The 12,446-nt window shown below is 56.9% G+C and carries 13 protein-coding genes; 5 read left to right on the forward strand and 8 right to left on the reverse strand.

Annotated features, from left to right (window positions below; genetic code table 11):
• Positions 1-38: 38 nt before the first annotated feature.
• The 4 genes from LB462_RS22490 to LB462_RS22505 all read right to left on the reverse strand — a co-directional run bounded on the left by LB462_RS22490 (position 39) and on the right by LB462_RS22505 (position 2,283).
• Positions 39-398: a type II toxin-antitoxin system HicB family antitoxin gene (locus tag LB462_RS22490; protein ID WP_224512652.1), complete on the reverse strand. Its 360-nt coding sequence runs from the start codon at positions 396-398 to the stop codon at positions 39-41.
• A complete protein-coding gene (locus tag LB462_RS22495) occupies positions 388-633 on the reverse strand; it encodes a hypothetical protein (protein WP_224512654.1) in 246 nt (81 codons plus the stop codon). Before LB462_RS22495 ends, LB462_RS22490 begins: the two co-directional genes overlap by 11 nt.
• A gap of 143 nt (positions 634-776) precedes the next feature.
• Positions 777-1,388 carry a LysE family translocator gene (locus LB462_RS22500; protein ID WP_224512656.1) on the reverse strand — a complete coding sequence of 204 codons (612 nt, stop codon included), beginning with the start codon at positions 1,386-1,388 and terminating at the stop codon, positions 777-779.
• A gap of 88 nt (positions 1,389-1,476) precedes the next feature.
• Positions 1,477-2,283: an AraC family transcriptional regulator gene (locus tag LB462_RS22505; RefSeq protein WP_224512658.1), complete on the reverse strand. Its 807-nt coding sequence runs from the start codon at positions 2,281-2,283 to the stop codon at positions 1,477-1,479.
• A gap of 194 nt (positions 2,284-2,477) precedes the next feature.
• On the opposite strand from LB462_RS22505, the gene LB462_RS22510 reads away from it, so the two are divergent.
• Entirely contained in the window at positions 2,478-3,905 is a 1,428-nt protein-coding gene (locus tag LB462_RS22510; protein ID WP_370637268.1) for a DegQ family serine endoprotease, read from the forward strand.
• Between the two features lie 18 nt (positions 3,906-3,923).
• Complete coding sequence (locus tag LB462_RS22515; RefSeq protein ID WP_224512660.1) at positions 3,924-5,237, forward strand: replication-associated recombination protein A; 1,314 nt, start codon at positions 3,924-3,926, stop codon at positions 5,235-5,237.
• A 48-nt stretch (positions 5,238-5,285) separates the two neighbouring features.
• Here LB462_RS22515 and LB462_RS22520 read toward each other — a convergent pair whose 3' ends face one another.
• Positions 5,286-7,061 (reverse strand): glucan ABC transporter ATP-binding protein/ permease, encoded by a 1,776-nt coding sequence (locus tag LB462_RS22520; protein WP_224512662.1) that lies wholly within the window; start codon positions 7,059-7,061, stop codon positions 5,286-5,288.
• 199 nt (positions 7,062-7,260) lie between these two features.
• Here LB462_RS22520 and crcB point away from each other — a divergent pair, with 199 nt between their 5' ends.
• From crcB to LB462_RS22535, 3 genes are read left to right on the forward strand one after another with little or no spacing between them, the layout of a single operon-like run.
• Positions 7,261-7,638 (forward strand): fluoride efflux transporter CrcB, encoded by a 378-nt coding sequence (crcB, locus tag LB462_RS22525; protein ID WP_224512664.1) that lies wholly within the window; start codon positions 7,261-7,263, stop codon positions 7,636-7,638.
• 36 nt (positions 7,639-7,674) lie between these two features.
• Entirely contained in the window at positions 7,675-8,661 is a 987-nt protein-coding gene (locus tag LB462_RS22530; protein WP_112526933.1) for an RluA family pseudouridine synthase, read from the forward strand.
• 16 nt (positions 8,662-8,677) lie between these two features.
• Positions 8,678-9,472 carry an ATP12 family chaperone protein gene (locus LB462_RS22535; protein ID WP_224512665.1) on the forward strand — a complete coding sequence of 265 codons (795 nt, stop codon included), beginning with the start codon at positions 8,678-8,680 and terminating at the stop codon, positions 9,470-9,472.
• Positions 9,473-9,558: 86 nt separating this feature from the next.
• On the opposite strand, the gene glnA is transcribed toward LB462_RS22535, so the two are convergent.
• The 3 genes from glnA to LB462_RS22550 all read right to left on the reverse strand — a co-directional run bounded on the left by glnA (position 9,559) and on the right by LB462_RS22550 (position 12,432).
• The gene (glnA, locus tag LB462_RS22540) at positions 9,559-10,968 is read right to left on the reverse strand and encodes a type I glutamate--ammonia ligase (RefSeq protein ID WP_210004245.1); all 1,410 of its coding nucleotides are present in this window, start codon (positions 10,966-10,968) and stop codon (positions 9,559-9,561) included.
• A gap of 70 nt (positions 10,969-11,038) precedes the next feature.
• Positions 11,039-11,377 (reverse strand): P-II family nitrogen regulator, encoded by a 339-nt coding sequence (locus tag LB462_RS22545; RefSeq protein WP_224512668.1) that lies wholly within the window; start codon positions 11,375-11,377, stop codon positions 11,039-11,041.
• Between the two features lie 251 nt (positions 11,378-11,628).
• Positions 11,629-12,432 (reverse strand): DUF72 domain-containing protein, encoded by an 804-nt coding sequence (locus LB462_RS22550; protein ID WP_224512670.1) that lies wholly within the window; start codon positions 12,430-12,432, stop codon positions 11,629-11,631.
• Between the last annotated feature and the right edge of the window lie 14 nt (positions 12,433-12,446).

The raw sequence follows: 12,446 nt of genomic DNA on the forward strand, positions 1-12,446 counted from the left end.
TCCCTTTTTCTGTTTGTCTTGGTGTGTCGCAAGCGGCGCTAGTCGGACGTTGCTTTTCGGCCGAGCCCTTCGGCGAGCAGTGCCGTCGCCAGCATATTGAGTGAAACGCCTTCGCGGTCAGCGCGGCGAGCGAGGGCCGCGTGCAGCGATTTCGGTACGCGCTGCCGCCACTGGCCGCCGTACACTTCGCCGACCTCGGGCACTGCTCGGCCCAGTTCTTTCAATGTCTCAACATAAGATTTGAGAGCATCCCGACCTTCTTTGAGAGCCGCTTCTGGCGTTTCGCCGTCGGCAATGCATCCGGGGTAGTCGGGAAATTCTACAAGATAACCACTACCTTCCTCTTCAGTCAGGGGCCTTATTTCAAAACGCGGTAATGTTTCGTGCTTAGTTGCCATTTTCTTCCTCAACACGATCCAGCAAATCCAAGAAGCGCAAAACGTAGATTGATTTGACCGGTTTATGTGAGGGCAATGTCAACGGCATCAGACCAGGATAGCTGAACGTCACGTGGCTGGTTCCGGGCTGCCGCCAATCGATGCCTCTGCTTTTGGCCAACGTCTTAAGATCATTGATAGACCAATCTCGTGGATTATTGCGCATCCGTTCAAGGGTTTTACTGACCTTGATCATCCCATATATGGTATCATATATGGAACCAAGGTCAATATTGCCATGCCTGAACCCCGCTGCGGTTTGCTTAAGGTAGTCCAGAACTCGAGATGGAAATATTGGTCCTTAGACTAATAGCCTGTTCAGGATTTACGAACTGGCCATTACCGATCCGCTAGTGCCAGTTTTACACCCAGCGCAACAAACGCTCCGGCGAAACTGCGGCGCATCCATGTCAGGATGCGTGGGCGCGAGATGACCTGATCGCGGACCGAGGCGGCGAAAAGGCCATATCCGACGAACACGACGAAGGTCATCAGCATGAATGCGGCGCTTAAGACAAGCATGCGCCGGAGCGGATGCGGCTCCGTGGCGCTGACGAATTGCGGCAGGAATGCCAGGAAGAAAATCGACAGTTTCGGGTTGAGGATATTGATCAGGATCGCGGTGATCGTCACCTGCATCAGCGACTTTTCTCCAGCTTCGCTGTCGACATTCAGTGAGCCCTTTTCGCGCAAAGCGTTCCAGGCCATATAGAGCAGATAGACAACCCCGGCATATTTGAAAGTGTGGAAGGCGAGGGCACTGGTGTGGAGGATCGCAGCCAGCCCTCCGATAGCTGCCGCCATGTGCGGAATGATGCCGATGGTACAGCCAAAAGCCGCCGCTACACTGGCCCGGGCACCGCGCGAAAGGCCTGTCGCCAGGGTGTAGACGACACCCGTACCGGGCGAGATGACGATGATCAACGAAGTGATGAGGAATTCGAAGCCCACAACTATTCTCCTTCTGCATGCTCAGAGAATGAACTGAAGCCGATCGGGAGGTGCTCGTCTTGAACAGGATTGCAGCTGAAGCGGAAAATCAGGCAAAAGCGGCAGCGTAGGCGCCGGGAGAGAGTCCATATTTGCGCACGAACAAGCGGGTCATGTGGCTCTGATCAGCGAAACCGCTCGTGGCAGCTGCATCGGCCAAAGGCGATCCATTCGCAATGAGACGGCGGGCTAAGTCGATCCGGCGTTGCATGAGATAGGCATGCGGTGTGAAGCCAGTTGCGTTGACAAAACCGCGCAGAACCTGAAACCGGCTCAATCCGCTTGTTCGCGCAAGATCGGCAAGCGTTACAGGAATAGTCGGCTCGTCATCGATGAGATTCCTTGCGCGGTGAATGGCTGCAAATGCCCGGATTGAACCGTCTTGTTCATTGCGTTCGCGGATAATCGTGGGGAGCAGTTGCAGCAAGAGCTCTTCGCGCTGGAGTTCAGGCGAATTGGCGGTTGTCATGATTGAGAAGAGGCGCTGGAAAACATTCGCGACATTTGCGTCGCTCATCACGGGCCGGATGAACTCGCGGGTCTTGATGGCGCCTTCATTCATGTCGTCAATGGCTTCGCTGATGACCGCCGGATCGAAATAGAGCATGCGCCATGAACGTCCGGCATCGCCGATCGGCATGCCGTCATGCACCTCGCCTGGGTTGACGGTGATGATGTCGCCGGGACCTGCCTCCACTTGGCCACGGCCGCTATAGGATTTCTGCGCGCCTTGATGAATAACGCCGATTCCATATTGCTCATGCGAATGGCGTGGAAAGGCATGGTTCGTGGCAGCTTCGACCACCTCGATACCGGCAACTTCGCATGGAAATATCCTGAACTGGCCTTTTTGCATGTCCTCATTGTCTCGAGATACCGTCGTTTTATTCTTATCCCAAATATGGCGATGCATGAAGACGGTGTCGTGTACATCCCAACTGGTACCTTATGTCTCAAATTTGCTTTGTTTCTTCGCTGGTATCTCGCTTCGAAATCACCACATTGGTCGAGATAGTTTTGAGTTGATTCATCATGTACCGGGAGATTGATATGAGTTCCAAAGCCGCTGCATCAGCGCGGGCACTTTTCCTTTGTACCGCCATGTTCTCCGGAATGGTGATGCCGCTCCATGCGCAAACAGCAACGGATACGACCAAGCAGTTGCCCACGACACGCAACGAGCTGCAGCTCTCCTTTGCGCCGCTGGTGAAGCAGACGGCTGGTGCGGTGGTGAATGTCTATGCAGCACACGAGGTACAGACACGTTCGCCCTTTGCCGGTGATCCCTTCTTCGAGCAATTCTTCGGTGGCGGACAATTCAACGCACCGCCGCGCGTGCAATCGTCGCTTGGTTCAGGCGTGATTACCGATCCTTCCGGGATTATCGTCACCAACAACCACGTGATCCGCGATGCCGACACGGTGAAGGTGGCACTATCCGATGGGCGTGAGTTCGACTCGAAGGTTCTGCTCAAGGATGAATCGACCGATCTTGCAATTTTGAAGATCGACGCGGGCGAGCCATTGCCGTCTTTAGGATTGGGGGATTCTGACAAGGTCGAAGTCGGTGATCTGGTGCTCGCCATCGGCAATCCCTTCGGTGTCGGCCAGACAGTGACGAGCGGCATCGTTTCGGCGCAGGCGCGCACGCGGGTGGGCATTTCAGATTTCGACTTCTTTATCCAGACCGATGCGGCGATCAATCCCGGCAATTCGGGCGGCGCGCTGATTGGCATGGATGGCAAGCTTATCGGTATCAACACGGCGATATTCTCGCGCTCCGGCGGATCGGTCGGCATCGGTTTTGCTATTCCGGCCAATATGGTACGCGCCGTTGTTGAGACGGCGAAGGGAGGCGCGGATACGTTCGAGCGGCCCTATATTGGCGCTACTTTCCAGAATGTAACACCGGATGTGGCTGAAGGTCTGGGCATGAAGCAACCCTATGGTGCATTGGTGACCAATATCACAAAGGGCAGCCCCGCGGAAAAGAGCGGGCTTCTTGTCGGCGATGTGGTTCTGACTGTCGATGATGTACGGATCGAGAATCCCGATGGGCTTGGCTACCGCCTGACGACAGCCGGAATTGGCAAAGCCGTGAAGCTCGGTGTGCTCAGCCGAGCAGCGGAAAAGACCGTGACGGTTTCGCTCGAAAAGCCCCGCGCGGACTCTCCGGACAATCAGTTGATGATCGGGGGCAAGAACCCGCTGTCGGGCGCGCTCGTCCTCAAGCTGACGCCAAGCAGCGCCGCCCGCCTGCAATTGCCAGCGGATACGGACGGTGTGGCAGTGGACAAGGTGACCCGCAATTCGCCGGCCGCGCGCATAGGTTTGCGTCCGGGAGATATCATTCGCGGTGTGAATGGAGTTGAGATCCAGACAATCGCCGAATTGAGCAAGGCGATGTCCAGCGATCCTTCGCTTTGGCGCTTCGAATTCGAGCGCGGCGGTGCCATAATCCGGCAAATCATTCGCTGAGCGAGGCAAATAGAGAATATGGCGGACCTGTTTTCGGTCAATGACGATCCGGCATCGGACAGGAGCCGGCCGCTTGCGGACCGATTGCGGCCAAAAACGCTGGGTGAGGTCACCGGGCAAGAACACCTGACCGGACCGGAAGGCGCATTGACGCGGATGATCGCGTCCGGCTCGCTTGGCTCGATGATCTTCTGGGGGCCACCCGGAACAGGTAAGACGACCGTGGCGCGGCTACTCGCCAACGAGACCAACCTCGCATTCGAACAGATATCCGCGATCTTCTCCGGTGTGGCAGACCTGAAGAAGGTCTTCGACATGGCGCGTTCGCGAAAAATGTCCGGCCGCCAGACATTGCTGTTCGTCGACGAAATACATCGCTTTAACCGGGCGCAGCAGGATTCGTTCTTGCCGGTGATGGAGGATGGCACAATCGTCCTTGTCGGTGCGACGACGGAGAACCCATCCTTTGAATTGAATGCGGCCTTGTTGTCGCGTGCACGCGTGCTGGTGTTTCATCCGCATGACGAGGCCAGCCTGACCGCCCTGCTCGAACGCGCGGAGAGCCATGAAGGCAAAGCCCTGCCGCTGAATGATGAGGCGCGCGCAAGCCTCGTGCGGATGGCCGACGGTGACGGGCGGGCAATCCTGACGCTGGCCGAGGAAGTCTGGCGTGCGGCGCGTGATGGCGAGGTTTTCGACGCGGAACGGGTACAGCAGATCGTACAGCGACGTGCTCCGGTCTACGACAAGAGCCAGGACGGTCATTATAATCTGATCTCGGCGCTGCATAAATCCGTGCGTGGCTCGGACCCTGATGCAGCGCTCTATTACCTTTGCCGGATGTTCGATGCGGGTGAAGACCCGCTCTACCTCGGGCGGCGGCTCGTTCGCATGGCAAGCGAGGATATCGGCATGGCCGATCCGCAGGCACTTGTGATCTGCAATGCCGCCAAGGACGCCTATGATTATCTGGGCTCGCCGGAGGGTGAATTGGCGCTGGCGCAGGCTTGCGTCTATCTAGCTACCGCGCCGAAATCCAACGCGGTCTATCTGGCTTACAAGGCCGCAACGCGTGCGGCCAAGGAAAACGGCTCGCTCGTGCCGCCGAAGCACATCCTCAATGCGCCGACGAAGCTGATGAAGGGCGAGGGCTATGGCAAAGGCTACGCCTATGACCACGACGAGCCCGAGGCGTTTTCAGGTCAGAATTATTTTCCGGAAGCGCTTGGCCGGCAGACGTTCTACGATCCGCCGGAGCGCGGCTTTGAGCGCGAGATCCGCAAGCGCATCGACTACTGGAACAAGCTGCGGCGGGAACGCGGCGAGGAATAAAGAAAGGCCGCTGAAAAGCGGCCTTTCTTTTTGTGTGATGTTTGTCCGTTAGGCGGCTTCCGGCTTGCGCGGGAAGGGCGTTACATTGGCCGTATCGTCATCGAGCTTCAGGCCACCCGCCTTGAGCAGCGAACTGAAGCGGCCGTTCTGGCGCGCCAGTGCATCGAAGCTGCCGGACTCGACGATTTCACCCTGATCCATGAAGAGCACGATGTCGGCATCGCGAACAGTCGAGAGACGGTGAGCGATGATGAAGGTCGTGCGGTTCTGGCACAGTTTGTCCACCGCAACCTTGACGCGCGCTTCGGTTTCAACGTCGAGCGCGCTGGTCGCCTCGTCGAGCACGAGGATCGGCGCATCCTTGAGGATGGCGCGGGCGATAGCGACGCGCTGACGTTCACCGCCGGAGAGCTGCGAACCGCGCTCGCCGACAACGGTGCCATAGCCGGCAGACTTGGCGAGAATGAAGTCGCTGGCATCGGCGGCTTCGGCCGCAGCAAGCACATCCTCGTCGCTGGCCTTCGGGCGACCGACGCGGATATTGTCTTCGATCGAGCGGTTGAACATGCCCGCATCCTGGAACACAGTCGCAATAGCGTTGCGCAGCGACCGGCGGCTAACCGTACGCGTATCGATATCATCGACCAGAATACGGCCTTCCTTCGGATCGTACACGCGCTGCAAGAGATTGATCAGCGTCGTCTTGCCTGCACCTGTCGGGCCGACAATGGCGACGGTCTGCCCAGCCTTGGCCTTGAACGAAACGTTCTTCAGACCCTGTGTCGAATTGGCAAACTCGAAGGAAACATTCTCGAACTCGACATTGCCGCTGACATTATCGATGTCGTGCGCCGTCTTCGGCTCGACGGCATAGGCAGCCGATGCTTCCATTTCGAAGAAGTCTTCCAGCTTGGCGCGGGCCGCGAAAATCTGGTTGACGAACGCACTGAGCTGGTCGAGACGACCGATCAGCAGTGTGGCGAAGCCGATGAACGACACGACCTGACCGACCAGCATTTCACCTTGAATGACGAAATGGGCGCCGAGGGCCAGAACCACGAGGATGGATATTGTAGATGCCATGCGATTGATACCGGCGGCCAAGGCCCACCAGTTCAACACAGGGTATTGCGCCGCAAGCAGCTGCTTCGCGTAGGACTGCAGGGCGCGCGTTTCTTCGTCGATACGATTGTAGCTCTGCAATACAGAGATATTGCCCATCGAGTCTGTAACGTGGCTGAAGGCCGTAATGTGATGGCGCTCGACCTGCGCCTGACCGTCCTTGGTCTTGGCTGTAACAAAGCGGCTCACGAGGACGTAAACGGCACCCAGAACCGCCAATACCGAAGCCAGACGCCAGTCTTGCGCCAAAGCCAAAGGAATGAGCCCCATCAGAGCCACCGCGGTTGCAAGATGCGTGCGCATAAATTCGAGCCACAGGCCAAACAAAGTCTCAATTGCGCGCAAAAGCGTATGCATCGCATTGGACGTGCCACGCTGGTGGTGCCACGAAAGCGGCATGCTGATCACGCGATTGTAAGACTCAGTGAGTACGGCAAGTTTGCGCCGGTGCGCAAGGCGGTCGGCCTCGCGCGCAACCAGGACATTCGCGCCGATATGGAACAATCCAACTGCGGCCAATTGAGTAAGGGGGAGCCATACGTCCGCCTTGTCGGCAATTGCCTGGATGACGAGGCCCATAAGCAACGGCTCAAACAGCATCGTCAATGCCAAGGCGACGTTTACGGCGCAGATAAACACAGTCGCGCGCTTCTCAGCGCCGAGATATTGGAGCGATTTCCAATAGATGTTTAACAATGACACTTTGCCACTCCGCTACTGGGGCCGCTACTCACGCTGTAGAAATGACACTGCATCAGACTCTTGTGCACCGCAATATTCAATGCTCTAAAGTTATGCCAGTTCCTCGTTCCTGTGTGGAACATTTTTCTACGTCGCGTAACGTCCCGTGATGATTCAACCAATTGAGTTCGCAACATAAACTGTCCAGGCTGAATGCAAAATGAACGCAATATTACTTGTGGCTTCAGGTGGAGCGATCGGATCTGTCGCGCGATATCTTGTCGGGGTCGGGATGGCGCGAGCCTTCGGCGTGGCTTTTCCATACGGAACACTGGCGGTGAATGTCATCGGCGGCTTTCTCATGGGGCTTTTTATCGAGCTTCTCGCGCGCCGCTTCGAAGGCTCGCCTGAACTGCGGCTCTTCATAGCCATCGGGATTCTAGGCGGCTTCACGACATTTTCGTCATTTTCGCTGGATGTCGCGGTGCTTTGGGAGCGCGGTGAACTCGCAATCGCTCTTTTTTATATGCTCGCGAATGTGATCTTAAGCATTGGCGCGCTGTTTTTTGGATTATGGCTCGCAAGAATGAGCACTTAGTGCTATTCGCACCTCTGATCTAAGAAGGCAGAGTTGATGGCAGCGGTAGAACAGAAGACAGTCGATACGGGTGAGGCGGAAATGCGCCTCGACCGTTGGTTCAAGGTACATTTTCCTGGTTTGGGCTTCGGGCATCTGCAGAAATTGCTGCGGTCCGGCCAGATAAGGATCGATGGATCTCGCGCCAAATCCGACACAAGGCTGCAGGCCGGGCAGACAGTCCGCATCCCTCCGCTGCCGGTAGATTCCAAGGCCGAAGGCCATCTGACTGGCAAGAGCATCCGCGGCCGGGATGATGGCGATGTCCTGAAGCAGATGCTGCTCTATGAAGATCCGAAGGTTTTCGTTTTCAACAAGCCGGCGGGTCTGGCGGTGCAGGGTGGTTCCGGCGTCAACCGCCATGTCGACGACATGCTGGAAGCCTGGCGCAACAAGAAGGGCGAAAAGCCCCGGCTTGTTCACCGGCTCGACCGCGACACGTCGGGCGTTCTCGTCGTTGCCCGCACACGCGGCGCAGCGCAGGCGCTGACCGCAGCTTTCCGCGAGCGTGAGACGAAGAAAACCTATTGGGCCCTGGTGAAAGGCATACCGCGCAAGCGCGAGGACAAGATCACCACCTGGCTGGTCAAGGAAACGACGCCCGATGGCGATCGAATGCGCGTTGCCCAGCACGGCGAACCAGATTCGGATCACGCCGTCTCCTATTATCGTGTGATCGAGTCCGCCGGACAGGTTCTGACATGGCTGGAGATGGAACCCTATACGGGCCGCACGCACCAATTGCGCGTGCACGCTGCCCACATCGGCTGCCCGATCATCGGGGATCCGAAATATTTCGAAGCGGATACGAACTGGTCTTTCCCGGGCGGTATCCAGAACCGCTTGCATCTGCACGCGCGCCGGATCCGTGTTCCCAACCCGTCGGGCGGCATCATCGATGTAACCGCGCCATTGCCACCCCATATGGTACAGACCTGGAACCTGCTGGGACTCGATGAGAGCGACGGCGACGAAGACAATTAATTAGCGGACTGTCACGATGCGTAACGACCTTTTCAACATGGACAAGAAACAGGACCTTTCCGATCCGGATCCTGTTCGCCGCGCGCAGATCCAGTCGAAAATGCCTTTGCCAAAGCGCTTTTACAAAGAAGCCGCCGTTGCCGAGCATGAGGGCATGTTTGCTGTCAAGCTGGATGGCCGCGCGGTCAAAACACCGGCCCGGCAGACCCTTGCACTGCCGACGCGTGCGGCGGCGCAGTTGATTGCCGACGAATTTTCCGTGCAGGAAAAGGAAATCGATCCGGCGCGGATGCCAGCGACACGGCTTGCCAACACGGCGATCGACGGCATTGTCAATGACCCGCAGGCAGTGCTGGAAGATGTGCTGCGCTTCGCGTCATCGGACATGTTGTGCTATCGTGCCGGCTCGCCCGAACGGCTGGTCAATCGCCAGACCGAACTTTGGGATCCGCTCATCGATTGGGCGGCATCGGACCTCGGTGCGCGCTTCGCATTGGCGGAAGGCGTGATGCATGTCGAGCAGCCGCGTGAGGCGCTCGGCGCTTTCAGTGTCCATCTCGGCCAGTTCAACGACCCGTTCGCCATTGCCGCGCTGCATACGATCACGACATTGACCGGCTCGGCAATCATGGCGCTCGCCGTCGCCAAAGGCGAGATTTCCGGCGCTGAAGCATGGAGGCTGGCGCACGTTGATGAAGACTGGACGATAGAGCATTGGGGCGAAGACGCCGAAGCCGCTGCCCGCCGCGCGATCCGCGAGCGCGAGATGACCGCAGCGGTGAAGATGTTGGATGCGGTGAGGTCGGCTTAGACCACATTACCAGCGTCTTTCGACCTTCTGGCGAGAATCAAAAACCCCGGCTTGCACCGGGGTTCTTTTTTGAAATCTCGGCCAGATCACACCGAATAGTACATGTCGTATTCGACTGGATGCGGTGTCATTTCGAAACGCATCACTTCGGCCATCTTCAGTTCGATGAACGAGTCAATCTGGTCGTCATCGAATACGCCGCCGGCCTTCAGGAAGCCGCGATCCTTGTCGAGGCTCTGGAGTGCTTCACGTAGCGAGCCGCATACGGTCGGGATCTTCTTCAGTTCCTTGGCAGGAAGATCGTAAAGGTCCTTGTCCATAGGCTGGCCGGGATGGATCTTGTTCTTGATGCCGTCGAGACCGGCCATCAGCATCGCGGCAAAGCCGAGATAAGGATTGGCTGTCGGATCCGGGAAGCGAATTTCAACACGCTTGGACTTCGGCGAGGAGCCGAACGGAATACGGCAGGAGGCCGAACGGTTGCGTGCGGAGTAGGCTAGCAGAACCGGAGCTTCATAGCCTGGAACCAGGCGCTTGTAGGAGTTGGTCGAGGGGTTGGTGAAAGCGTTGATGGCCTTGGCATGCTTGATAATGCCGCCAATGAAGAAGAGGCAGCTTTCCGACAGACCAGCATATTCGTTACCGGCGAAAGTCGGCTTGCCGTCTTTCCAGATCGACATGTGCACGTGCATGCCCGAACCGTTGTCGCCAAAGACAGGCTTCGGCATGAAGGTTGCGGTCTTGCCATAGGCATTGGCGACCTGATGCACGACATACTTGTAAATCAGCATCTTGTCGGCGTTGCGGGTGAGGGCGTCGAACTTGATGCCAAGCTCGTGCTGTGCTGCAGCCACTTCGTGGTGGTGCTTTTCAACGCGCACGCCCATTTCCGTGAGGACAGTGAGCATTTCCGAACGCATATCCTGCGCGCTATCGATTGGCGGCACTGGAAAGTAACCACCCTTGATGCGCGGACGATGGCCAAGGTTGCCGGTTTCGTAGTCGGTATCGTCGTTCGACGGCAGTTCGGTAGAGTCGACCTTGAAGCCGGTGTTGTAGGGATCTGCCTTGTACTTGACGTCGTCGAAGACGAAGAACTCAGCTTCCGGGCCAACGAAGATGGTGTCGCCGATACCTTCTGCCTTCATGTAGGCTTCGGCTTTCTTGGCCGTGCCGCGCGGATCGCGATTATAGGATTCGCCGGAGATCGGATCGAGAATGTCGCAAAGGATAACCATGGTCGACTGCGCGAAAAACGGATCCATGTGAACCGTATCGGTGTCTGGCATGAGAACCATGTCGGACTCGTTGATGGCCTTCCAGCCGGCAATGGAAGAGCCGTCGAACATAACGCCATCGGCGAACATGTCTTCGTCAACTTCAGCAATGTCCATCGTCACGTGCTGCAGCTTCCCCTTTGGATCAGTGAAGCGGAGATCAAGGAATTTTACGTCGTTGTCCTTGATCTGTTTCAGAATATCTTTAGCGGTCGTCATATCAGTTTTCCTTATTCAGCGACGATGATACTGGTTGCCGGCCCGAACGTGCCAGCGGAGGGTGTTTGGATCAGATGGCGTCGATGCCGGACTCTCCGGTCCGGATGCGCACAACTTCTTCAATGTTGGATACAAAGATTTTTCCGTCGCCGATACGGCCGGTCTGTGCAGCTCTGCGGATCGCCTCGATGGCGGCCTCGACGGATTCGTCGCCCAGAACGATCTCGACTTTCACCTTCGGCAGAAAGTCGACGACATATTCAGCGCCGCGATACAATTCTGTATGACCCTTTTGACGGCCAAAGCCCTTCGCTTCGGTCACTGTGATGCCCTGAAGCCCCACTTCCTGCAGTGCCTCTTTCACCTCATCCAGTTTGAATGGTTTGATGATGGCTTCGATTTTCTTCATCAGAGAACAATCTCCCTATGCATAGAAACGGACCTCTTGCCCGCTTTCACTTCGAAAAGCAGGAAGCATGCCAACTCGGTTGAATAGTTTAAATATTTCCACGAACCTGAGTTTATCGAGTGAAGGCGGCGGAAGTTTTGCCCCTCTGCCTAACTCGTCACCGTAAAGCACAAGCGGGAATGCAGCAAGGTGATGAAAAAATGTGCAGATTGCATACTTTATAGACAGGGACCGTGCGTCAGCGGCTTGAGTTATGCGTTCAAACGCTGGGTTAGCGCCTGTGCTGCCTGCGGGGCGTGCACTTTGCCTTCGTGGATGAAGTAGACAAAAACATCGCGAGGCTGCTTTCCCGGGTGCTGTTTGGGAGAGGCCAGTGGCAGGTCATCCGGTACATCGCCCTTTGCCCAATGTTTGACGCGGTCTGCCCATTTGTCGAGCGCCTTGGCAGGGTAGGCGGTTTCGATGGCATCATCACCCTTCTGCAGGCGGGCATAGACGAAATCAGCGGTCACATCGGCAATTTCCGGATATTCGAAATGTTCCGCATAAACCACTGCCACACCCTTCTGGCGAGCAAGAGCAATGAAGTCGGGATCGATGAAGGAAGGATTGCGGACCTCAACCGCGTGGCGCAGGGGGAGGCCGGATTCGTTTTTTGGCAAGAGATCGAGAAAGGCGCCAAAATCATCCGCATCGAACTTCTTTGTTGGCGCAAATTGCCAGATCAGCGGCCCCAGCCGGTCGCCAAGCTCGGCTATACCGGATCTGATGAAGCGCTGCATCGACTCGCCGGCTTCGGCAAGAACACGGCGGTTGGTGACAAAGCGATTGCCCTTCACCGAGAAGACGAAACCATTCGGCACCTGGCTCGCCCATTTGGCGAAAGTCTCAGGCTTCTGCGTACCGTAATAGGTGCTGTTGATCTCGATGGTCTGCAGATGCCGGCCTGCATATTCGAGTTCCTTGGTCTTGGAGAGACCTTTTGGATAAAAGGTGCCGCGCCAAGGCTCGAAAATCCAGCCACCGATGCCCGCCCTTATGGTTCCGCTGGTCATCTCCGTCTCCTCCC

The organism is Phyllobacterium chamaecytisi, assembly GCF_020164455.1.
In the GTDB taxonomy this organism is placed as follows: Bacteria; Pseudomonadota; Alphaproteobacteria; order Rhizobiales; family Rhizobiaceae; genus Phyllobacterium; species Phyllobacterium chamaecytisi.